Here is a 24,936-nt window from a genome sequence, read left to right on the forward strand (position 1 = left end):
TAAATTGTTGAGTCATATTGCCCTTGCCTTACTATTATTATTTAAATTGGGAATCGGTGCATAAAGCCCATTAAAAATGTGGAGATATTTTCTATTTATCCTGGTTTTGACTGTCTCAACATCGAGTTTTAGCCAAAACCTTTTGCCGCCCATATATAACTACAAACTTTCAGAATACATGGGAGCGAGTAAAAACTGGGGGTTGGCCGTCAACGATGAAGGTGAGCTTTTCGTGGCCAACAATAAAGGTCTGCTTCATTTTAATGGTGAAAAGTGGGTGCTAAATAAATTGCCAAATAATACCATAATTAGGTCGGTAGCGGTGGTAGATGATAAAATTTTCACTGGGTCTTATGAGGAATTTGGTTTTTGGAAGAAAAACAACTTAGCAGAACTTCAATATACTTCATTAACCCATCTCATAAAAGACCATGAGTTTACCAGTGAGGAATTCTGGGAAATACTTTCAGTGGAAGATCAAGTGGTTTTTAGGTCATTTTCAACAATATATAGTTATTCGGGCGACAAAATAACATATATAGATCCCCCTCAGATTATATCGGACATTTTAGTCAGTGAAAATCGTTTAATCGTTGCCGGTGGAACTGAAGGGCTTTTTGAAGTGATCGGAGAACATTTGATTCCACTAAATAACCAAGACATTCTTTTTGGAAAAACTTTGACCGATATGATCACTTTTAACGGTGGCATTCTAATTGGAACCAAACTCAATGGTTGCTATCTGTGGAACGGTCAAGATATTGTGCCTTGGAATGTTGGACTTAACCAAAACCTAAAACAACATCAACTTAACAAAATCTTGAAATTGGCCGAAAACTCATTAGCCTTTGGCACCATTAAAAATGGAGTGTATCTCTATAATACCCTTACTGGTGAATCTAAGATTTTAAACAGAGAGGCTGGACTTCAGAACAATACTGTGTTGTCCATGCAGCGCTTCCAAGATCAATTATGGCTAGGTCTCGACAATGGTTTGGCGCGCACCAATTTAAACAACCCCATAACCTATTTTACGGATTTCTCGGGTACTTTGGGGATGGTCTATGACATGGCTTTTCACCAAAACAAGTTATATCTGGGTAGTAACACCGGCGTGTTTTATTTTGATGGTGACCAAATTAAGTTTGTTAATGGCTCACAAGGCCATGTTTGGGATCTGGAAGTTGTTGAGGGAGATTTATTATGTGGTCACAATACGGGAACATATCGAATTGGCCCCAATACATTTGAAAAAATATCTCCCTTTTCTGGCGGATATGGTTTTGCAAGAGTGCCCGAACAAAACTCCGTTTACATCCAAGGAACCTATAATGGCTTGGTCAAGTATAAAAAAGGCGACAATGGAAATTGGGATTCGTATAGAATTAGCGATATAAAAGAACCTGTTAAGCACCTTTGCTTTGAGACTCCAAATATTCTATGGGTTGCTCATCCATATAAAGGATATTCTAGATTAAAAATTGACGACAAGTATGAAAATATCATTGATAGTAAGGAATACTTTAATCAAAATGCGCCCAGTGAATACAACATTAAGCTTTATAATATCAAAAACCAGATTGTTTTCCGGGGTGAAAACTCATGGTATAAATATGACCCCATAGTAGATCGTATAGTAGTTTTCGATGAATTTCAAAAATTCAATGATCACGAGCTTCTTTTTTATGATCAAAGCCATTTCTCATTTGTGAACCGTGAAGGCAAAAAGGAAATCATTCATACAAACTTAAAGCAAGATAGTTTGACCATTAGTGATTTTTCGCTGAACGAACGATTGGCACCCGATTCCCAAAACATCATTAAAATAAACGATTCTATTTCCTATGTCACTTTAAGTGATGGGTTTGCCATGATCAATAGGGGCGCCATACAAAATTGGCTTAAGGGCACAAGTCTTCCCACTCCAAAACTGAATCTGGTCAAAGATGAAAAAACCACTTATCCCAGTGATGGCAATTCAATTAAGATCCCCTATAAAAATTCTCAGGTTATATCTTTTGAAGTGTCTTCCCCTGAATTGATTCAGCCTAGATATTTTTATGAATTGATAGGTCCCAAAAGTTATGCTGAGTTTACCGAAGAGGGAACCATCGAATTTCAAAACCTGTCACATGGGGAATACCGATTCAAAGTATCTACGGTGGGACAAGGAAGCAAAGTCTCCCAGTCTGTTTCATTCCTTTTTGAAATAGCTCCGCCCTGGTATTTATCCAAAGGAAGCATTTTGTTATACATTCTTATTGGAATTGGCATAGTGCTTATGGTTAGATTTTACAACCGAAGAAAATTCAAAAGAAAACAAAGGGAGCTCGAACTACAGATGAAAAAAGAGCAAAAAGAGCAAATGGCCGCTTTGGAAAAAGATAAGCTGGCACGGGAAATAAAACTTAAACAAAATGAATTGGCCAGTACTACCTTGAACATTGCCAAAAAGAACGAGATGATTCTTGAACTCAAGAATATGCTAGTTGTGAACAAGGACAAATTTTCCAATTCACAACGGTATCGTTCCTTTATCAAAAAGCTCAACAACTCAATTCAAGACACGGACGATTGGAAACGCTTTGAAGTCAATTTCAAGGAACTCCATGAAGATTTCTTTGAAAGACTGCTCAAACAATATCCTAACCTCACCCCAAAAGATCTTAAACTCTGTGCCTATCTTAAAATGAATTTGTCCACAAAAGAGATAGCCCCGCTAATGGCCATTTCTGTTAGAGGTGTTGAAATACATCGGTACAGATTGCGCAAAAAACTGGAAATTGATAGCACAAAAAGTCTATCCAACTTCTTAATAACATTCTAAGTGCTTAGAATGCAGAAGTTTTCTTACACCTTTCGGCTAAAACCAAATACATCATTACTACATCAAAATTTCAAAATTCCTTCTTTTTTAATCATTTAAACTACTGCAAAGCCCCTAAAAAAGGACTTCACAGAGCTAAAGGGATATGATGTATTTTTTATGTACTCCTTTTAGACATGCCAACCACAAGCCATTGTTAATTTAGCAAAAACACAACTCAACTTTTAAATGATTATGAAAATTAGAAACGAATTATTGGTGATTTTGCTTTTATTCTCCCAAATTATTGTGTTTGGGCAAAGTAATATTACCGTTTCAGGAACCGTTGTCGATGAACAAGGAGGACCTTTGCCTGGAGCTTCTGTTGTTTTAAAGGGTACAACAAATGGTGTGCAAACCGATTTTGACGGGAACTACTCGCTAAGTAATGTTGATCCCTCAGGAACTTTGGTGTTTAGCTATCTTGGCTATAGCTCATTAGAGCTTTCGGTAAACGGGCAAACCTCCTTAAACGCCATCCTCCAAATAGACACACAATTTCTTGACGAAGTTGTGGTAGTTGGGTATGGTGAACTTAAGGTAAAAGATTTAACCTCTGCAATCACCACAGTAAATTCGGAGGTGTTGGACCTTGCTCCTGTTGGGCAGCCTATGCAAGCACTTCAAGGAAGGGTAGCTGGGCTGCAAATAGTGAATAATGGAGGGCCTGGACAATCGCCAACTGTTCGTGTAAGGGGTATTGGTTCATACGATACCGGAGCATCCGGTCCCTTATTTGTAGTTGATGGTGCTTTTTTTAATGATATAGCCTTTTTAAACCCAACGGATATAGAATCCATTTCTATACTAAAAGATGCTTCGGCAGCTGCCATTTATGGTGTTAGAGCCGCAAATGGGGTCGTATTGATAGAGACCAAATCGGGCAAATTCAACCAGAAAACACAAATTAATTACGATGGTTATTCCGGATATCAGGTGCCTCAAAATGTACTTAAAATGGCCAACGCGGAGCAGTTTACCAACTTGGCTTTGGAATCGGGGTCCGCACCTGATGCAGAATTTATTTTAAATGCGATGCAGCGGTACGGACGAAGCAGAATAAACCCCAACGTCCCTGATGTAAATACAGATTGGTATGATGAAGTAATGCGTTTGGCCTTGATACAAAATCACAGTATAGGTATCTCGGGAGGTAGCGATAGCGCCACCTATGCCATTGGTGCCAATTATTTCGAACAAAATGGTCTTTTGAAGATGAAGAACGAATACGAGCGTTTTAACCTAAGGGCAAAACTTGATTTTAAGGCCAATGATTGGCTAAAAGTTGGAGGAAGTGTGGTCTTTAGTAATTCAACTCGATTTGATGCAGAAAACTCTGCTTGGCGGAGAGCATATTTTGCTGTACCAATTTTACCAGTATTTGACCCTATTTTAGAAGAAGATCCAAATGTTTTCCCCACAGCATATGCAAATGCCCAGGATTTAGGTTACAGAGGAGGTCAAAACCCATTTCCCATTATGGATTTCAGTGAGAACAGGTCCAAAATAAGGAATATTGTAGCCAATTTCTACGCGGAGGTCTCCCTAGTTCCTGAAAAGTTAAAGTTTAGAACAGCATACAACCATAACTTTGAGAGTATCAACCGAAGAGAGGTAAGATTGCCCTACTTTATTGGGGACAATTTTCAAAGGGTAGATGCAAGCCTTCTAAAAAGAAGTGTGACCACCTCCAACCAAATATGGGACAATACGTTGACCTTTACCGATGCGTTTGAAAAGCACAACCTAACCGTTTTAGCTGGCACCTCTTTCAGGGATGAGGCCTTGGATTTAATTCAAGCCCGAGGACTTAATTTTCCTTTGACTGGTGAAGAAGCTTATTTTATTAACCTGGCCCAAACTATTGTGGAAGAAGACACGTTTGATGGTGGGGCAAGGGAATTTGGCTTTTCCTACTTCGGAAGGATATCCTACAATTTTGATAATCGCTATCTATTATATGGCACCTTCCGAGCCGATGGCACAAATAAGTACCAAGAAAAATGGGGTTACTTTCCAACCGTGGGTGCAGGTTGGGTAGCTTCTGAAGAAGCCTTTTTTCCAGAAAACAATGTGGTCACCTATTTGAAGCTGAGAGGAAGTTGGGGTGAATTGGGCAATGATAGGATTCCTTCCAGTGAAGGATCTATAACCTCCGAAGTGGTGACAACAGCTTTGGGCGATATCCTTTTTAGCGGTCTGAATACCAGTAGTGATTTTACAGCCTTAAAATGGGAAGTTACCGAAGAAATCAATGCCGGCCTTTCAGCTAGAATGTTCAATAATAACCTTTCAGTAGAGGCCGATTATTATGTCCGTGATACCAAAGATGCGGTAATTCCAGTGCTTCGACCACTAATTCCAGGTGCAACACGACAGAATGTTGGTGAAATACGAAACACCGGTTTGGAAATATCTTTGAATTGGGATAAAAAAGTATCGAATGACTTCAGCTATTCCGTTGGGGCCAATTTTGCCACTTTGGACAATGAAGTTCTCGGTTTGGGCGGGGCCGAATTTTTGGACGCCGGAACAGCAGAGTTTCGTCAACGCTCCATAGTAGGAGAATCCATATTCGCGTTTTTTGGAAGAGAGGTCATAGGCGTCTATCAAAACGATGCTCAAATACAGGCCGATCCTGTAGCGGTGGCCAATGATTTGGTGCCAGGCGACTTCATTTATAGGGATATCAATGGTGATGGAGATATTAATGACGACGATCGCACCGTTCTTGGCTCTTTCTTGCCTTCTTATTCCTTTGGATTTAACTTTGGGTTCAATTATAAGAATTGGGATTTTTCCACAAGCGCCATTGGACAAGGCGGCAATTCCATTCTAAATAGGAAAAGAGGAGAGGTGATTTTCACCAACGATACCAACTGGGATCGCGATTTTGCAGTGAATAGATGGCATGGTGAGGGCACCACAAATAGCTACCCTTCATCAGCAGGAATCAGAAAGGGGTGGAACCAGCGCCTCAACAACTTCTTCATAGAAGACGGTGACTTTTTTAGAATTCAAAACATAACACTTGGGTATACCATAAACAAGGACGGAGCCCAAAAAGGAATTCCCCAAGTGAGAATCTATGCGACCGCCGAAAAACCACTGACTTTGTTCAACTACAATGGATTTAATCCTGAAGTGCCAAACGGAGTGGACAACGAAACCTACCCCGTGCCGGCAGTCTACACTATTGGAGTCAATGTAAAAATTTAAAAAAAAGAAAATGAAGCTAATCGAGAAAATAAAAACAATTACCCTGTCGGCCTTATTCCTATTGGCTGCGATAGGATGTTCAGATAAATTGGATGAACCAGAGCTAAACAACAATTTTGCTGGAGGCACGGATTTTACGAAAACCGAGGATATGATATTATCCATTATTGGAGTTTATGAAGCATTTCAATCCAGGGGTTGGGAACAGCCTCTTTTAATTGCAGTTCGCGGCGACGACGTAAATGCCGGTGGCCTAGGTGATCAACAAGATTTCGCAGAAACCGACCTTTTTAATTATAACAAGGACTATTGGATGTACAATTCCGTATGGCAAAATATCTATGCCGATATAATAACCGCCCATACAGGAATGGATCAAATAGCCCGGTATCAAGAGTTGGCCGATGCAGATGGTCAGGCACTTGGCGACCAATATATTGCAGAAGCAAAGGTGTTAAGGGCCATTATGTTGTTTCACATTGCACAGGTTTGGGGCGAAGTTTTTATTCCTACCTCTTCCGAAACTTCAGAATTACTTGATGTGGAAACCCTTCCAACCCAGGACCAGGTAATGCAGCACATCTCGGACCAAATGGATGAGGCGCTGCCTTTTCTGGTGGATATGCGTCCCAATGAAAGAACAGACCTTCCCGGTGGTGCTACGCGATATACAGCTTTGGCCATTAAAGCTTTGGCCAATCAAGAGCTGGGAAACTATCAGGTTGTAGCTGATGCATGTTCCCAAATTATAAGCTCGAACAAATTTAGCCTGTATCCTGATTTTTACGAACTCTTTAAAATTCCAGGAAAGTTAAGCGATGAAATCATTTTGGACATGCAATATTCTGACTTTGGACAAGGTGAGGGTGACCGTGAAGGCCATTTATATGCTCCGTACGGACCACAAGGATGGACTCCGTCAGTTGATGGCGCATCTAGCGGGTGGGGCTTCTTTGAGCCTAGTATGAAATTCATAAAATTTATGCTCGACAGAGGTGAAACGGTCCGTTTGGAAACCAGTGTTCTTTTTACGGACAGGGGAATAGCAGAATTGCAAACAGACCCAAATTATGCTTCGTTGCCTTCCTTTATATCAAACACAACAAGGGATGGTGATGTGATCAATGACTATGCTCGGGCACTCTTTGCTAGTGGTAAACATTATCTACCCTCCAACCAATTGATTCCCGGAAGGACTGCGTACGGAAGTAATAAAAATTTCAATATCATTCGCTATGCGGAAATCCTGTTGATGTATGCAGAAGCATTGGCCCAGGGAGCCTCTGGGTCTGGAATTTCTGCAGATCAAGCCGTGAATTTGGTCCGTGCAAGATCTGGGATGTCTCCCGTATCGGGAGTGACCTTAGATCAAGTCTTGGATGAAAAATTTGCCGAACTATCCATGGAATGGGGCAAACGCTATTACGACATGATAAGGTTGGAAAGGACCAGTGATTTGAGCTATGATGGCAGGACCTTTACACAAAGTCAGGCCTTTCTGCCCTACCCACAAGAGCAAGTAGACCAGTTTCCAATTTTGGAGGACTAAACCATAAACCTAAAAGACTAGAATTATGAAAAATTTGTTTAAAATCTTTGTTTTATCCTTTTCTCTCATTGGGTTTATGGCCTGTGATCAGGGCATTGATGCCCTCACCTTGGTAGACCCGGGTGCTGATGCTACGGCACCACAAGTCACCATAAATTTCCCGGTAGAAGGAACAACAATAAAAGTATTGGAAGCTATCACTTCCATAACCGTTGACTTTGAGGTAACCGACGATATTGAAGTAGCCAAAGTGGATGCTCTGTTGGATGGAAAAAATATAGGAAGTCTTAATAATTTTAAGGACTACCGCAGGGTTTTGGTAGATGATATAACCTACGATAAGTTGGATGATGGCGACCATCAATTCACCGTTAGCGCAACAGATATCGATGGCAAAACAACCTCGGTCACTGTAAATTTTGTGAAAGAACCAGCCTATGTTCCATTATATGCAGGCGAGGTGCTTTATATGCCCTTTGATAGTGATTATTTTGATTTGATAGGTCTAAGACCCGCTACCCAAGTAGGTTCGTCAGAATTCGCCGGGGAAGGCTTTGTAGGTCTTAATGCGTATAAAGGAGCTGCTGACGCTCACCTCGAATTGTCAACCGATGGAATGCTCTCCGATGAGTTTAGTGCTGTATTCTGGTATAAGGTAAATGCTGACCCTGACAGAGCTGGAATTTTGGTCATTGGGCCTCCAGACACCGAAGGGGCCGGTTTTCCTGATAGTCAAAATTTAAGGACTAGCGGTTTCCGTTTCTTTAGGGAAAATGCAGGAGGTGAACAACGGTTCAAGCTCAATGTGGGCAGTGGCGATGGAGATTCTTGGTTTGATGGTGGCGATGCTGCAGATTTGCCGGCGGAAGCTGGATGGACCCATATGGCATTTACCATCACCCAAAGTACCGCAACCGTTTACATCAATGGCGAAATTGTGAGCCAAGGAGATTTTAGTGGTGTGGATTGGACCAATTGTGATCTACTTTCCATAATGTCTGGAGCTCCCAGATTTACACAATGGAATCATAGATCAGATTTAAGTAATATGGACGAATTGCGCATGTTCAACCGTGAACTTCCGCAAGGAGAAATCCAAAATATAATGACTGCTGAGGCTGGTGGGTTTGTTGGTAATTTTGATGGGGAAATGCTCTACTTGCCTTTTGATGGCGATTATACCGAAAAATTCAAGGATACAGAGGCCGCTTCGATAGGGTCTCCATCCTTTGCTGGTGAAAGTGTGGCGGGCAGTGACGCATATGGTGGTGCAACAGATTCCTATTTGACATTTCCTTCCAATGGATTGACAACAGAGGAATTCAGTGCTACAATGTGGTACAAGCTCAATGCAGACCCGGATAGAGCTGGAATTCTGGTAATGGGACCACCGGATACCGAAAGACCTGAATTTCCAGATATTCAAAACCTAAGAACCAATGGTTTCCGATTCTTTAGGGAAGCTGGCGGCGACGGGCAAATCTTCAAGCTGAATGTGGGCCGAGGTGATGGTGATTCATGGTTTGATGGAGGGGCAACAGCCTCAATACCATCGGACACAACAGATTGGGTTCATCTTGCCTTTACCATCTCAAATTCGGAGTGCGTGGTATATATTGATGGAGAAGTAGTGGCACAAGGAGATTTCACAGGAGTGGATTGGACAGGATGCGACCTCCTTTCCATAGGTTCTGGAGCGCCAAGATTCAATCAATGGAATCACTTGTCGGATTTAAGTAGTATAGATGAGCTAAGACTTTTCAACAAGGCTTTGTCTCAATCTGAAGTACAGTCCGTAATGAGTTTTGATCAATAAAAATCGAACAGAATAAATAATTGAGTTAGTTAATTTCAATGAGGTTAGTTTTAATTTCAGTTTTTTTGGTCGTTGCATCCATAGTAGCTGGGTGCAATGGCCAAAAATCTTCAAAAAAGGAACATTTAGCGCAGAATATTTCAAATGAAATCTATTCCGATGATCAACTTTTGGATTTGGTTCAGCAACAGACCTTCAACTATTTTTGGGAAGGGGCCGAACCTGTTTCCGGTCTTGCTCGGGAACGAATCCACATAGATAATATCTATCCCAACCATGACAAGGATATTGTAACCACCGGAGGTTCCGGTTTTGGATTAATGGCCATTCTTGTGGGTGTTGAGCGGGGTTTTATAAATCGATCACAGGCTTTGGGTCGATTTGAAAAAATTGTGGCATTTCTTGAAAAAGCAGATCGGTTTCATGGGGCATGGCCACATTGGTTGATGCCAGATGGAAAAACCGCACCATTTAGCCTCAAGGATAACGGAGGAGATCTCGTGGAGACCGCTTTTTTGATTCAAGGTTTATTAACCGTCAAAGAATATTTCAAGAATGGGAATGAAAGGGAGCTAAAATTGTGTGAAAAGATTCAAAATCTATGGGAAGGAGTGGAATGGAATTGGTACACCAAAGGGGGGCAAGATGTGCTTTACTGGCACTGGAGCCCTGATTATCAATGGGATATGGATTTTCCTGTGGGTGGTTATAACGAAGCCTTGATAATGTACATTTTAGCGGCCAGTTCACCCACACATGCCATCAACGCTGAGGTTTACAAAAAAGGATGGGCCAAAAATGGTCGAATCACCAAGGATACGGTGTACTATGGCCTGGAAACCGAACTCAACCACTATGAACATGATAACTCCCCTGTGGGACCCCTGTTTTGGGCACATTATTCTTATTTGGGATTAAACCCCAAAGGTCTTTCCGATTCTTATGCAGATTATTGGAAGTTAAACGTTAACCATGCCCTTATTCACTATAAACACAGCATGGAGAACCCCAAAAATTTTAAAGGGTATGGAGAGAAATGCTGGGGATTGACCTCAAGTTATTCCCCTAAAGGTTATGCCGGCCACAGGCCGGATATGGACATCGGTGTTATTTCACCAACTGCTGCCCTTTCCTCAATGCCCTATACGCCAAAGGAAAGTATCCGCTTTTTAAGGTTTTTGTATACTGAGCACGACAGTCTCATAGGCAAATATGGCCCTTTTGATGCTTTCAGCTTAGAAAAAAATTGGTTTTTGCCCAGATACCTTGCAATAGATCAAGGCCCTATTCCTGTGATGATTGAAAACTACAGAAGTGGTTTGCTATGGGAGCTTTTTATGGCCAACGAAGATGTTCAAAAAGGTTTGGACAAGTTGGATTTTCAATATGCTGATATTAAAGACAATGGGTAAAATCTCTATTCTTTTTCTTCTAATAACATTTGTTTTCTATTCTTGTGCTGAGGATGAGTATGTATATAATCCAACTCCGTTTCCTGATGATGATTCGATAACCCCTCCTGAGCCTACTATCAGTGATGTGGAGCTTATGAATCTCACCCAACGTGAAACTTTTAAATATTTTTGGGATTTTGCCGAACCTAACTCAGGTGGTGCTCGAGAAAGATATCACCCTAACGACCCAGGCAGAGATGCCCATGTGGTCACCCTGGGAGGTACCGGTTTTGGTCTAATGGCGATAATCGTCGGTATTGAAAGGGGCTATATAACACGAGAACAAGGATTGCAACACCTGAGTAAATTGTTGGATTTTTTGGAAAATGCCGACAGGTTTCATGGTGCTTGGTCCCATTGGATCAATGGAAACAATGGCTCCGTTATCCCTTTTAGCCCAAAAGACAACGGTGGTGATTTGGTAGAAACTGCTTTTTTGGCACAAGGGCTTATATGCATAAAAGAGTATTTCAAAAACGGTTCCGATGCCGAAAAAACCTTAGCACAGCAAGCGGACGGTCTGTGGAAAGGTGTAGAATGGAGCTGGTATACCCAAAATAAAAACGCTCTCTATTGGCATTGGAGTCCAAATTTTGATTTTGATATCAATTTTGAGCTTAAAGGATACAATGAGGTCCTGATTACCTACATTCTAGCCGCGGCCTCACCGGACTATGGCATTCCCAAAGAGGTTTATACCACCGGTTGGGCTTCCAACGGAAGCATTAAGTCCTCCAATATTCAATATGGCTTTCCACTTTTGGTGAAGCATTCGGGTGCGCAACAATTTGGTGGACCATTGTTTTGGTCGCATTATTCCTATTTGGGACTAAATCCCAAAGGATTATCAGATGATTATGTAAACTATTGGAACGTAAATCAAAACCATACTAATATCAACTACGCATTTTGCATTGAAAATCCCAACAACTATGAGGATTACGGTGCTGATTGTTGGGGTTTAACAGCTAGTTATTCCAGGAACAGTGATGGAAACATTGGTTACAACGCACATCATCCTACCAATGACACAGGGGTGATTTCACCTACAGCAGCCATTTCATCCATTCCTTACACACCTGATAAATCCCTCAGGGCCATGCACTATTTCTATCGACACAAGGATAAATTATGGGGACCTGCCGGGTTTTATGACGCCTTTAGCCCAGAACATAATTTTTGGGTTGCCGAAGCTTATTTGGCCATAGATCAAGGACCCCAGATTGTTATGATAGAGAATTACAGAACCGGATTGTTATGGAATCTTTTTATGCAAAATGAAAATGTGCAAAACGGCCTAGACCTGCTTGGGTTTCAATACACTAAATAAAATCCTCACACTAAAAGATAAATCCAATTTAATGATTCAATGAGAACAACTCTAGTATACCCACTTCACACCTTCTTTCTTTTTTTAATAATGGGAAGCCTTTTTGGACAATCCAAGAAGACGATACCCCAAGTGGAGCAGCTACTGGATAAAATGACCCTTGAAGAAAAAATTGGGCAGCTAAACCTACTTACTCCTGGTGGGGGCATTGCAACCGGTGCGGTCGTCAGCAAAAACGTAGAATCTAAGATAAAAGCAGGTCAGGTGGGAGGTCTTTTTGGAGTTGCTGGCCCAGAAAAAGTTCGTTTGGCACAGGAAATCGCCGTTAACCATACACGTCTAAAAATACCCCTGTTGATAGGTTCCGATGTTATACATGGCTATAAAACTACATATCCCATCCCACTAGGTCTTTCATCAAGCTGGGATATGGACTTGATTGAAGAAGCTGCGCGAATGGCTGCTACTGAGGCCACAGCTGACGGTATTATGTGGAATTTTTCTCCCATGGTGGACGTTACACGTGATCCCCGATGGGGCCGAATCGCCGAGGGTGCTGGGGAAGACCCCTATCTTGGAGCGGCAATTGCGCAATCAATGGTCAAAGGATATCAAGGTCAAGATCTGAGCGCTCCAAATACCATGCTGGCCTGTGTAAAGCATATGGCGCTTTATGGAGCATCAGAGGCAGGAAGGGATTACCACTCGGTGGATATGAGCAAAATAAAAATGTTCAATCAGTATCTCCCTCCCTACAAAGCAGCAGTGGATGCCGGTGTTGCTAGTGTCATGACATCGTTCAACGACATCGATGGGGTTCCAGCTTCTGGTAATAAATGGTTGTTGACAACTTTGCTTCGTCGACAATGGGGATTCGATGGATTTGTGGTTTCTGATTACACTTCGGTAAATGAAATGGTAGACCACGGTCTAGGCAATTTACAAGATGTTTCCAAGCTAGCCTTAAAAGCAGGTTTGGATATGGATATGGTTGGCGAAGGTTTTCTAACCACCCTTCAAAAATCGGTAGAAGAAGGTAAAATTACCGAAGCAGAAATTACCCAAGCCTGTCAAAGGGTATTGGAAGCAAAATATAAGGCAGGGCTTTTTGATGACCCATATCGTTATCTTGATTCAAAACGACCCGAAAAAGAAATTTTAACAGCTGAAAATAGGGCTTTGGCGCGGAAGCTCGCTACGCGGTCATTTGTGCTGCTTAAAAACCATTATGAAATTCTTCCTCTACAAAAAGAAGCAAAGATTGCTTTGATCGGTCCATTGGCAGACAGTAGAAATAATATGTTGGGTACTTGGGCTCCTACCGGAAATCCAGATTTGGCAGTTACCATTTTGGAGGGTTTCAAAAATGTTGCTCCTTATGCAAGTATCCAATACGCAAAGGGCGCCAACATTTCTGATAATGCTGATTTTGCAAAAAAAGTAAATGTCTTTGGGCCAAGAATACAGGTTGATGAACGCTCTCCTGAATCTATGTTAAAAGAAGCTTTAGATATAGCCAATAATGCCGATGTTGTGGTTGCCGTATTAGGGGAAGCTACGGAAATGAGCGGTGAAGCCGCTAGCCGAACGGATATATCAATCCCCAAAAGTCAAAAGAAATTGATTAATGCACTTGTAGCAACTGGCAAGCCTGTGGCAATTATTCTTATGAGCGGAAGGCCTTTGACCATTTCAGAAGAATTAGAAATGCCTGTAGCTTTGCTGCAGGTTTGGCACCCCGGCATTGAAGCCGGTAATGCTATAGCAGATGTAGTTTTTGGAGATTACAATCCTTCAGGAAAATTGACTGCAACATGGCCCAGAAATGTGGGACAAATTCCCATTTATCATAGCTCAAAAATTACGGGAAGGCCAGCCCCAGAAAAATTCGAAAAGTTCACTTCCAACTATCTGGATGTCCCAAATACCCCATTATTTCCATTTGGGTTTGGGCTTAGCTATACGGCATTTGAGTATTCTGATTTGAAGCTCAGTAAGAAAGAAATTGCTCAAGGTGAATCTATAGAAGTAAGTGTCACTATAAAAAACACTGGTAATTTTCATGGCGAGGAAGTTGTGCAACTCTACCTTAAGGATCTGGTTCGGAGTATAACCCCTCCCAATAGACAATTGAAGGGTTTTAAAAAGGTCTTTCTGAAAAAAGGAGAACAGAAAACGGTAACACTAACCTTGGTCCCCAATGATCTAAAATTTTACAACAGTACTTCGGAATTTGTTGCGGAGCCGGGTGAATTTGAAGTTTATCTTGGAACCGATTCCAACTGCACTTTAAAAAAATGCTTCACCTTAAAATGAAATATTGTCCATCAAAATGATTACAAATATGCGTTGGAGAATACTGCTATTTTCTCTTTTAATCCTTTCAGCCTGTAAAGAAAAAAAGGTTGATACACCCCCAAACATTCTTTTTATAATGGCGGACGACCATGCCTTTCAGGCCATAAGTGCATATGGTCACGAATTGTCCAAACTTGCTCCCACCCCAAATATTGACCGTCTGGCAAAAAATGGAGCCATTTTTCAGAACAGTTTTTGTACCAATGCCATCTGTGGTCCCAGCAGAGCTGTTATTTTAACAGGAAAACATAGCCATATCAACGGGTTTCGGATGAATGGCGAAAAATTTGACAATACCCAGGCCACGTTGCCCAAATATCTTCAAGAATTGGGGTATGAAACCTCCATTGTTGGAAAGTGGCATTTACATGGCAAACCCACGGGCTTTGATTATTGGGATATTTTAAATGACCAGGGGAACTACTACAATCCAGAATTTATCCAAGGTGAGGACACTACAATTGTTGAAGGTTATGCTACGGATATTGTTACCGATAAAAGCTTGGAATGGCTAAAACAAAGAAACACGGATAACCCTTTCTTTTTGATGGTGCACCATAAAGCACCACATAGAAATTGGATGCCGGCATTGCGACATCTCAATAAATATGATTCCATCACTTTTCCACTGCCAGAGACCTATTTTCACTCATATTCCAATCAGGAAGCCGCCAAACAACAGCAACAAACCATATACAAAGATATGTACGAAGGCCATGACCTAAAGATGACCGCCGGGTACGGGGAGCCAACATTGGCTCATAATCCTTGGACCATTGATTTTGACCGAATGTCAACTCATCAGCGAAAAGTGTGGGATAAAGCATATGGCACCAAAAATGATGCGTTCCATGAAGCCAATCTTTCCGGCAAAGATTTGGCCTTATGGAAGGGACAGCGATACCTGCAGGACTATTTGGCTACCGTAGCAGCGGTTGATGAGGGTGTCGGTAAAATCTTGGATTATTTGGAAGAAAACGAACTACACCATAATACTCTGGTGGTTTATACCTCAGATCAGGGGTTTTATCTGGGTGAAAAAGGCTGGTTCGATAAACGGTTTATGTATGAAGAGTCTCTTCGAATGCCATTGCTTATGCAGTTACCTGGAGCAATAAAGCCAAATTCTTCCTTTGATGCAATGGTCCAAAACCTTGATTTCGCACCAACTTTCTTGGACTTCGCTGGAGGCAAGGCACTTGCGTCAGATATGCAGGGAGAATCCTTTCGTAAAATTGTGGAAGGCGCTAAACAAGATTTCAAGGGTGCCATATACTATCATTATTATGATTATCCGGCGTTCCACATGGTGAAAAAGCAATACGGGATACGAACAAAGCGATATAAACTAATTCATTTTTATGATGACATTAATTTCTGGGAGTTTTATGATTTGGAGGAAGATCCCCAAGAAATTTATAATGCCATTGATGACCCAAAGTATGCTGATCAAATCCAAATGATGCATCAAAAAATGGATAGTCTTCAGAAATATTACAATGTCACCCAAAAAGAATTTGAAAAGGCCTCACTCGAGAAAGTCAGCAGTGCACATGAATCTTTTAAAAAACTTAGAGGAGCTGTTAATTAAAGGTTCAAAAATTCAGCTGTTATAATTTTTAAAAACCTCGGCCAACAATATGTAAGGTTCAGTATGTCCTGTTACTACATTTAACCGCATTTAATAAAAAAGCTCCAGCGAAAACTGGAGCTTTTTTATTATTTGTGGTCCCACCTGGGACTGAACTATTCATATATTTGACTCATTTTCAGTGATTTGCAATTCTTCTAAATTGATTACTCACCGAAAAACTCACCAAAACTATGTCGGATTTTAAATGAACGTTTAATAAATTAAATATAGGCATAATTTATTGAGAGTAAGGTCCACAGCTCTACAAGTCCAACAATTTATCGGTTTATTTAGCTTAATATAGTGGAGTCTGTAACCTCATCATCATCCGCCAAAAGAAATGCTTTGATAACTTTCAATTAAAATCCTCTATCCTCTTCAAACCACAACATCATAGGACTATTGCCCTTACTATTTATCCTTACACAATATCCCATCAGAGGAAATCTCTTCTCCATTCAGTTCCATATACGAGACATATTCAATGCAATCACCTTCTTTTCCTTGCATTACCACTAACATTCCACCTGAGTCATTTACTTGTTTTTGCTCTTCTGTCAGAGCGTGTCTAGAGGAATCGTAGGTTACTATATAAGAACAATCATCTACCCAATCCAGTTGAGCATAAAATTCAACTGTTTCCATATCTGAAGCTTGTTGCTTTTCAATTTTAATGAGAACTTCCGTTTGTGAATTTCCCTTACGCATAATTTTCCATTCCATTTCATTAGGGTAACTTAAATAGGTTGTAAAAATCCCTTCTTCAAAAGTATCACACTCTGAGATTTGGCCATTAACCCCTAGAGAAGTTAACAACAGTAGATTAAGAAGCCTTGCCTGCCAAAATACGGTCATTTTTTAATCTGTTTCGATAATCATGTAATTACTTAATTCCCAAAACTTATTTTTATTTACAATTTGAAGTGTGTTGTTGCGATAATCAATTGCACGAGACCATGAGACATGATTTGTTATTAAGCTTCTAAAGCGCTTTCTTTCCGGTAACTGGATTATGGTGTCCAATTCAAAATCAATACGTGTAAAATCCTCTCTCCGTATTCGTGTTAGGTCAATTCTTCTTTTTATAATAGCTCTTTTCCAATCGCGCCGCTTGAGTATTCCCAATTTTTTCAGTTCTTCTGTGCTTGCAATCAGTAAATATCTACTTCGAATCTTAATCTCATTTTCCAATAGCACTAAATCCCGCTCTTCTAATTTAGTTACCATTCTTTTCACGTCATCAAGCAAATCTTGAGAAACACCTAATGAATAATCATACTCATTCATCGTAGCTCGTATTTTGGACTCCCAATTCTTAACACTCTCTTTTTTCAGTTTTAAATTTTCCATCCGTTGCTGTATCTCGTTAAGCCAGGGACTGCCACCATATTTTTCCTTGGCCGGAATATTTACCCAAACCGGTTTGTCCTCATGCGATGTCATCTCCGCTAGCAATACCCCTTCATCTCCTGGTCCCAGTTTTTCTTCAATGTCTTTTACGAAATCATAATATTCGTTGTCCATTTCCATTAAGAATTTATAAAAATCGACAATTGTCCTAGACATTTCATCAAAGAATAACTCATTTTTCTCAAGTCTTTGATTGACGTTTCGTAATTCAACAATTGCTCGTTCTTTAGCCTCCCGAATTTCAAATAGCCTTCGATCTTTATTTTTCAATTCTAGCTCTTTGGCACGTATCTTCTTCTTCAATTGATCGATTTGATGCATTTCCATTCCCTCAATGCCTGTACTTACTAAAGCAGCTAATCGATTCTTTTCCGCAGTCAAGGAATCTCGTTGTTGCTCAAGTTCGACAATACTGCTGTCTTGATTATGAATTCTTTCAAGAAGTCGTTCGCGTTCCCTCTCCCAAGTAATTTTGTCGTTTTTATAATTCCTCTCCAGGCGCTTTTTGGCGGTAGTCAATTCAACGATATCCATATTAAGGATTTTCAAACTGTCCTTTAATACCGAATTTTCGTTATAATATTCATTTAGTTCGATTCCCAACTCATTGGAATGTTTCGTTTCTTTAAAGTAAAGCCAGGATGGTGAGCCTATAGACCCTAATAGAATCAATCCCAGAATGATAGCCCCCCAAAATGGCAATGAAAATTTAATAGTTTTGTTTAATTTCATCACTCCATCTTTTATCAATAAAACTCAATCTTTCTCCTTCATCCGCTATTGAAAATAGCAGGTAGCCGTCTTCTAAATCACTACTGTAATTATCATTAAAAATCTTTAATGCATCTCCAGAAAGTGTTACATTATCTTGACTTCGTTGCATAACAATTAGTTCCTCGCTTGAAACAATGTAACCATCTCCGCTGTAAAAATCCAGATAATGATTGCTGTTGGAAAAAAGCATTTCAAAGTCAAAGAAAATAGTATCCTTGTCCGCAGAATATTGAACATTTGAAAATTCAATGGAAGCTCCGTTATTATTATATATTCCCTTAAAAACGGCTTTTAAATCTTCACTATTAAACCTATACGGAACCTTTTCATACTCCGCCACTTCTTCTTCGATTCTTTGAACTTGAGGTGTACGATACACCTCTTCGGAATAAACTCTAGGATTGCTCTGATACATATTTCCGCTACTTTCAGAAGTAACCCAACCCCATACAGCTGCAAGTGCCAAATCCACCAAAATATACTTCCATAGTCTACCCATCTTTTTTCTTAATAAAATACAAAAAATAATCTGCGCTTATGTTATAGAAATCTTATTTTATTGGAAGCTAAGTGCTTTCTGAAAGATGTTTTCTTTAAGTGGTTTTTAACTATTTCATCCTTGTTCTTGCCTAGTTTTTTTGCTACCTTAAAAAGAAAATGAAAAAATCAAACTTCGTTGTTCTCACACTTTTTTTGTTCCTCCTAATTACTCCAGTTCAGTTAGCACATGCCCAACTATTTGGATTGGGAAGAAGAGTATTGACCAAAACCTTTAACAAGTCAGTAAAATCTACAGTTGGTCGAAGTGGGACAAGAGCTCTTTCTGGGACAAGAGCCGCTTCCAGCGCTTCGCGATCCTACAGTTATTCATCAGCATCTAGAGTTGCAAGATCCTCTCGTTACCGTTCCTATAAACCTACCACCCGTTTTCAGCGGTCGGAACTACGCCGTCGTTATAATCTAAGCAACGCCAAAACGTTAAGGTTAAAAAATAAGCGCCTTGGCACCGTAAGCAGACGGGAGGCCACTCAAGTTCTGCAACGTAGAAGGCAGCAAAAATTGGCCTTAGAACGCCGGCAAATCCAACAAAGAAAACAAGCGCTCAAGAAAACCCAAGAAACTCGATATAAAAATAACACTTTGCATTCCAGCAAGCTGCTGGAGCAACGTAAACAAATCCGCTTAACTAAACTTGAAAACAAGAAAAACCAGTTGGCCCTGAAACATAAGAAAAGTCAGCTCCAAAAGAAAAAATCCTTAGCTGAACTTGAAAATCAAAAAAAGGCAATCAAGATAAAAAAAGGGGAAACCACCCCCGCGCTTCCCAGCAAAGTAACACAGATAACGCCTGATGAACTGCATCCAACCCATTATATCAACAAGAATAAAAAGGCTATGAAGAACCTATATAAGGAGATTAAAAAAGATGGGGTCAAAGAGCCAATAAAGTATGTCAAACATGAAGACAAAAAGTATATTGTTGATGGTCATCATCGGTATTTCTCAGCTCAAAAACTAGGCATAACTGAAGTTCCCGTTAGTGAAGTGAAGCTTCCTTATCTTAATTACAAAACCCCTTCGGACTTAAAACTTGAACCAGGAGGTCATCCAAAATATTGGAAATATATCAAGTAACCGTGTATTTAAAAGGAAATATGCTTCAAATAGTCCACTAAAAAACTCTTTTTTTATAGAATTCTAAATGTGGCGGCTTGCAATTGAGTTAGATTACTCACCAAAACTATATCGAATTTTAAATGACCTTATTTTCTAATAAATATGAGCTTAATATATTTCACGAGTTCCTTTAGGATACAGGTTTATTTATCTTTATTTGCGATTCTATAAGCCTATGGATGTGTTTTTGTTGCACTTACTTTTGGCTTCTCGGAGCGCTACATATACTCTTTTTAGAAGATCTTCGTAATTCTCTTCTTTCTTATGTTCAGTAACTCCGCAAGAAATTGAAAGATTTAAGTCTGAATTCAAAAACTCTTCATTAACTTTCTTTCGCAAAACGTTAGAAATTTCAAGAGCATAAGAAAGTTGTGCATTTGGGCATATGACAATGAATTCATCTCCTCTAGTGTACTGGCGAAACACATATTCACCTGCACCGATAACATCTAGGATAATTCTAACCACTTTTTGCAAATATTGATCAGCAATTAAATAACCAACTGTGTCATTTAAATCTTTAAAGTCATCAATATCGACAAGAATCAAAGAAAATTGAACGCTATTGGTCCTGGAGGTCTTTATTTTTTTCTTTAAAAATGAGGTAAACCTAGTTCCATTATACAAACCGGTCAAACTATCTCTATTTGACCTGTTTAAATATAGTCTTCTATAATAGAACGTTGTACAAAGGAGTACAATAATCAGTATATAAGATAAAATATCCATCTCCTTAATAGCCAAATACGCTGTCGTCAATCTATTGATTTATACGATTGCGGCCCAGGATAGACTCCAAGTTTTTTAGTTTGTGCCCTTGCTTCACGGTAAATCTTATAAGGAACATTCATTGTGTCAAGATTATCCCATTCTTTCTTAATCTCATTCAGTTTTGAGGTAAATGTATAGGGGTTATCGATTTCAAATAGCATCAAATATTCCAATCTGTGACGTAATTTGTCGTATGTCTCTGACATCTTTCTGTGTTTTTCAGCAATTTCCGAAGGTTTTAGATATGTCTGCAATCCAACCAAAATAGAAATTAGACACCCAATGACTGCATTGAGGATATTAAAATAATCACTCCAGAATTGAATCGTAATTAATGCTCCAAGGATAATTGGAGGTGTTCCAAAATAAATATTTCTTCGTTCATGCCTTTTTGATTCAAAACGATGGGCAAATTCTAGGGTATGAATCCGTCTAGTCATATCTATAACAAATAGTTTTTGCTTCTCTGTTACCATATTAACCGTATTTAAATATTGTATCTACTCGATCTAATAGAGCATTCCGATTCTTTATTGGAGATCTCTTTGTTTCCGATGTTTTTTCGCCTGAAGGTCCTAGGATGAAACCCTCCTCAACACTTCCTAAGGAATAATCAAAAAGAAATAAAGTTATTACCATGTCGCCATTTTCATCGTGAAAAATAGGTTGTGAACTGTGATAACTACCTTCCTTTACATCATAAATATTACCTTGTGAGATACTCTCTGAACTATCTTTTATGCAACTCACTGGTTGGTTAGTGTTTACCAAGTAGGAAGTCCTAATGGCCATTTTCTTTTCACGCGGACTTCTCCATTTTAGTTTGAACAAGGATAGTTCACCGTTCTTAGCATTCTTAACTGTATACAAGCTATTCTCTATCTCTCCTTTAAATACTAAACTCCTCGCATAGCAAATATGAGAGTGAATCTTAAACCTTTGATCTAATATGTTCTGTGAACTCTTATCCCAGAAATGAACTCTCAATACCTTAAATTTTCCATTTTGGAAATATCTGTACAGGGTTAAATCATAAAACCCCTGAGATCCAACATAAATCTCAGTTTGCTCATCTAATATTAAAGATGCATAAAGCAACGACCAGAGAATGTGTCTAGAAAACCTGTAGTTTGAAAAAGAAAAATTACCCCTGAAATGAGACAAAATTGAAAATACAAATACGACCTTGAAAGAGACTGATTTCCTTAAATTTAAATCATCATTTTCAATAACCGAAATCAACTTGTCTAAACTGAATTCTGTGCGCTTACCAAAATAATATTTGGTGACATCGGAAGGAAAAAGACTTGTAATTGGCCTACCAGTGTTCTCCATTGAGGCTAGTACACCATTGATTATTTCAAGAAATTCACCTCTTGTTATTATAGCTTTTTCCACCCTGATAGATTAACTGCATGTCTTCAAATGAATTTAAATTGCTTTGTCCCTTCGTGCTTTCCCCCTGGACTAACGGTTTATTGTTCTGGTTCTTTATTAAAATAGTTTCTCTGAATAAATCATACAAAACGCAACTATGGCTGCTACGGTGGCCAAACCAAAAAACAGAAGCTGCAAATAAAACAGATACCAGGTGTAATTTCCATACATGGCCATGATTCTTTTTATCTCTTCATTTTCATCTTCAAACTTTAATTCATTTTTTATTTTCTTAGTTGTTGCTTTAAAATCCATCAATCTGCTTATTGACGATGCCAATCCAAAAATTACTGAAAAAACTGTTAATAGCATTCCAAAAGTGAAAAATGTTTTCTCCCAACAGTAGGGATTGAACTCTTCATCCTTTAGAAAGGAAAGGAGAAACCCTAATGTGCTAACTGAAAAAATCAAAATCAAATTCTTAAGATAGCTAAAGTGGTCTCTCAAAATTTGTTGCCAACGTACAAACCTCTCGTTACTATTTATGTTCATGGTTTCACTTTTAATTGAAAGAAATTTGTCCTAATTATATGTATTATTGGTCATTGAAAGTTTGTATCCCTTCAAAGAAGTAATCCAATATATAATAATCGAATTCATCTAAATCCCGGGTCGACCCTATTGTTCTCTCAAGGCCCAAGTCGTTGAATTTTCGGATTGCTTGGTGAATAGTTAATTCTGGGTCATAAAAATTTATAACCTTGGAATGATGCATCTTTTTTGATATCATTCTTGGCAAACCATATTCCTCAAGTTGAAATACCACCCGAGGTAAAAATGCTTGGGAACATAGGGTGATGAACCTTGAAATATCATAATTTTTATTTTTCAGTATCCTTTTTTGAAGGATGTTCAAGTCTTGTAATAGTGCCGAAAACTTAAAGGTTATATTCCTTTCTAACTTGAAAAAATCATCGATCCCAACATCGTATTCTTCGAGTTCATCCAAAAGTTGCGGTATTGATTTCCTCCAGTTGAAGGCGACAATTTTTATGAACTCAACAAAAGTTGTGTAACTGGTGTCCCAATTCCCAGGCTGCAATCTTATTATTCTATATAGAAGTCGATCCCAGTTTTGAGGAATAAACCTATTCAAATAACCAAGACCATTCCAACTGTCTGGATTTTCAGATAAGTCAATGGCAATTTTCTTAATTAGGTCTGAGTTGCTTGATTGAAAAGCGGCTTCTGATTTTAATTCTTCATATACTTGGACTCCTAAAAGTTTAGACATTTCTTCATTGTGATACTGAATTTTCGCTACTTGGTCTTTTGTCAAATATGATTCATATTTAACCTCATCTATATCACCTAAAATCTCTTCTGGAAATGGTAAATCCAATTGGGTCTGTTCTTCCTTAGGAGGCTCATCTAAAATGAATATCTTTCCTACGAAATGTTTAAACATTCTTCCTCCCCGACCCATGATGTTTTTATAAGTAAAATCATCTAGTCTTGCACTTCCTTTTCTGTTTATCCAAATAACAACGTTCTCAGCAGATGTGTTTACACCTTCAATAATGGAAGAAGTGGAAATTAATTTCTCTATACCCTTATTTTCTTCAAACAACTTAACTTGAATCTGACTTAATGATCTGTGAAGTCTTCCATTATGAACCCCTATTCCTCTACTTATCAACTTTGTCAAACTCCAATTAATATCATAGTTTTTCGAAAGCCAATCTGAAAAGGACTCTAAGAGTTCGTTTGAAGTAGGCTCGTATCTATCCAAAAAAAGATTAGTCAAGCTATCAATATTAGCATAAGTGCCGGCGTAAATAAGTGTCTTTCCGGGATTGTCAGATAATACTTGAAGAAGTATTTCGCTTTTGTCTTTATTGCCACTTATTTGGCCATATAGTTCATGTTTTTCCAAAAAAACAGTGTTAAAATCCAGTTTGATGAATTCCATGTCCTCCGTGAATGGATTATTGTCCAAAGAAGATATATTCGGGGCCAAATAATATTTCTGTTTCGATTTAGAGCCCAATTTTATCATAGCCCTAATCAAACTTGGAGACCTTTCCTTATCAAATTTGCTGCTGGCCTTGTAAAACTCGTCCACAATTAGGATATCAAAGGATTCCATAACATTTAAATAGTTCATCGCTCGTTCTTGCGGGAAGACGAAAATGTTTTTGTTTGCAGGCTCAACATCTGATGTTGTTATTATTTTATACTCATTTGCAAACTTTTTGTAAAGCCTTCTTCTTGTTTCGTCCGTAAGAGCAATTGTTGGAACTATTATCAAAACATTGTTTGGCTTTCTAAGCCTAATAAATGCGTCAATTACAAAACTTTTTCCAAAACTTGTAGGTGCGCTGACCGCAATGTTCGAACCTTGTAATAACTTTTTAAGAAGAAAAGATTGCTCCCGGTGGAGTGTGAGCGGTGTTTTTTCTCCAACATCCACTTTAAAAGCATCATAAACAAAACGCTCTTCCCAACTAGACGTTTTAAAATCCATGTAAGGAAAGAGCCCTGTCTCCCTTATTAAATGATTTAATAAGGGAGTGTATTCAATGTCATTCGAATTGTGATAATCGAGTAGTTTTATCAATTCCTGTCGCGCATCATTTTCTTTATCATCAATTAAAAGAGAATTGATTTTATGGTAGTTTTGAAATATTTGGTCTTCCATT

17 protein-coding genes are annotated in these 24,936 nt (G+C 39.1%); 9 read left to right on the forward strand and 8 right to left on the reverse strand.

Going from position 1 to position 24,936, the window contains the following annotated elements:
* Positions 1–178: 178 nt before the first annotated feature.
* The 8 genes from IAG46_RS10375 to IAG46_RS10410 all read left to right on the forward strand — a co-directional run bounded on the left by IAG46_RS10375 (position 179) and on the right by IAG46_RS10410 (position 16,183).
* The gene (locus tag IAG46_RS10375; RefSeq protein ID WP_223826649.1) at positions 179–2,827 is read left to right on the forward strand and encodes a Two component regulator three Y domain-containing protein; all 2,649 of its coding nucleotides are present in this window, start codon (positions 179–181) and stop codon (positions 2,825–2,827) included.
* A 234-nt stretch (positions 2,828–3,061) separates the two neighbouring features.
* Positions 3,062–6,085 (forward strand): TonB-dependent receptor, encoded by a 3,024-nt coding sequence (locus IAG46_RS10380; RefSeq protein WP_190810285.1) that lies wholly within the window; start codon positions 3,062–3,064, stop codon positions 6,083–6,085.
* Positions 6,086–6,095: 10 nt separating this feature from the next.
* Positions 6,096–7,634: a RagB/SusD family nutrient uptake outer membrane protein gene (locus IAG46_RS10385; protein WP_190810286.1), complete on the forward strand. Its 1,539-nt coding sequence runs from the start codon at positions 6,096–6,098 to the stop codon at positions 7,632–7,634.
* A gap of 25 nt (positions 7,635–7,659) precedes the next feature.
* A complete protein-coding gene (locus IAG46_RS10390; protein WP_190810287.1) occupies positions 7,660–9,450 on the forward strand; it encodes a LamG-like jellyroll fold domain-containing protein in 1,791 nt (596 codons plus the stop codon).
* 38 nt (positions 9,451–9,488) lie between these two features.
* Positions 9,489–10,862 (forward strand): glucoamylase family protein, encoded by a 1,374-nt coding sequence (locus tag IAG46_RS10395; RefSeq protein WP_190810288.1) that lies wholly within the window; start codon positions 9,489–9,491, stop codon positions 10,860–10,862.
* Positions 10,855–12,234 (forward strand): glucoamylase family protein, encoded by a 1,380-nt coding sequence (locus IAG46_RS10400; protein WP_190810289.1) that lies wholly within the window; start codon positions 10,855–10,857, stop codon positions 12,232–12,234. The genes IAG46_RS10395 and IAG46_RS10400 overlap by 8 nt, the downstream gene beginning before the upstream one ends.
* Before the next feature lie 90 nt (positions 12,235–12,324).
* Positions 12,325–14,550: a beta-glucosidase BglX gene (gene bglX, locus IAG46_RS10405; protein WP_223826694.1), complete on the forward strand. Its 2,226-nt coding sequence runs from the start codon at positions 12,325–12,327 to the stop codon at positions 14,548–14,550.
* A gap of 28 nt (positions 14,551–14,578) precedes the next feature.
* Complete coding sequence (locus tag IAG46_RS10410) at positions 14,579–16,183, forward strand: sulfatase (RefSeq protein WP_190810291.1); 1,605 nt, start codon at positions 14,579–14,581, stop codon at positions 16,181–16,183.
* A gap of 453 nt (positions 16,184–16,636) precedes the next feature.
* Here IAG46_RS10410 and IAG46_RS10415 read toward each other — a convergent pair whose 3' ends face one another.
* The 3 genes from IAG46_RS10415 to IAG46_RS10425 form a co-directional block, all read right to left on the reverse strand.
* On the reverse strand, positions 16,637–16,948 hold the full coding sequence (locus IAG46_RS10415) for a hypothetical protein (RefSeq protein WP_190810292.1): 312 nt from the start codon (positions 16,946–16,948) through the stop codon (positions 16,637–16,639).
* Positions 16,949–17,083: 135 nt separating this feature from the next.
* Entirely contained in the window at positions 17,084–18,367 is a 1,284-nt protein-coding gene (locus tag IAG46_RS10420; protein ID WP_190810293.1) for a hypothetical protein, read from the reverse strand.
* Positions 18,345–18,908 (reverse strand): hypothetical protein, encoded by a 564-nt coding sequence (locus IAG46_RS10425; protein WP_190810294.1) that lies wholly within the window; start codon positions 18,906–18,908, stop codon positions 18,345–18,347. Before IAG46_RS10425 ends, IAG46_RS10420 begins: the two co-directional genes overlap by 23 nt.
* A 158-nt stretch (positions 18,909–19,066) precedes the next feature.
* Here IAG46_RS10425 and IAG46_RS10430 point away from each other — a divergent pair, with 158 nt between their 5' ends.
* The gene (locus tag IAG46_RS10430; RefSeq protein WP_190810295.1) at positions 19,067–20,044 is read left to right on the forward strand and encodes a ParB/RepB/Spo0J family partition protein; all 978 of its coding nucleotides are present in this window, start codon (positions 19,067–19,069) and stop codon (positions 20,042–20,044) included.
* A gap of 207 nt (positions 20,045–20,251) precedes the next feature.
* Here IAG46_RS10430 and IAG46_RS10435 read toward each other — a convergent pair whose 3' ends face one another.
* The 5 genes from IAG46_RS10435 to IAG46_RS10455 form a co-directional block, all read right to left on the reverse strand.
* Positions 20,252–20,815 carry a GGDEF domain-containing protein gene (locus IAG46_RS10435; protein WP_223826695.1) on the reverse strand — a complete coding sequence of 188 codons (564 nt, stop codon included), beginning with the start codon at positions 20,813–20,815 and terminating at the stop codon, positions 20,252–20,254.
* Between the two features lie 26 nt (positions 20,816–20,841).
* On the reverse strand, positions 20,842–21,333 hold the full coding sequence (locus IAG46_RS10440) for an SLATT domain-containing protein (RefSeq protein WP_190810297.1): 492 nt from the start codon (positions 21,331–21,333) through the stop codon (positions 20,842–20,844).
* Between the two features lies 1 nt (position 21,334).
* Positions 21,335–22,255, reverse strand: a complete 921-nt coding sequence (locus IAG46_RS10445; RefSeq protein WP_190810298.1) for a hypothetical protein — start codon at positions 22,253–22,255, stop codon at positions 21,335–21,337.
* A 96-nt stretch (positions 22,256–22,351) separates the two neighbouring features.
* Entirely contained in the window at positions 22,352–22,786 is a 435-nt protein-coding gene (locus IAG46_RS10450; protein WP_190810299.1) for a hypothetical protein, read from the reverse strand.
* Positions 22,787–22,829: 43 nt separating this feature from the next.
* A complete protein-coding gene (locus tag IAG46_RS10455; protein ID WP_190810300.1) occupies positions 22,830–24,935 on the reverse strand; it encodes a DEAD/DEAH box helicase in 2,106 nt (701 codons plus the stop codon).
* Position 24,936: the final 1 nt, after the last annotated feature.

The organism is Flagellimonas sp. S3867 (assembly GCF_014698935.1).
GTDB lineage: Bacteria > Bacteroidota > Bacteroidia > Flavobacteriales > Flavobacteriaceae > Flagellimonas.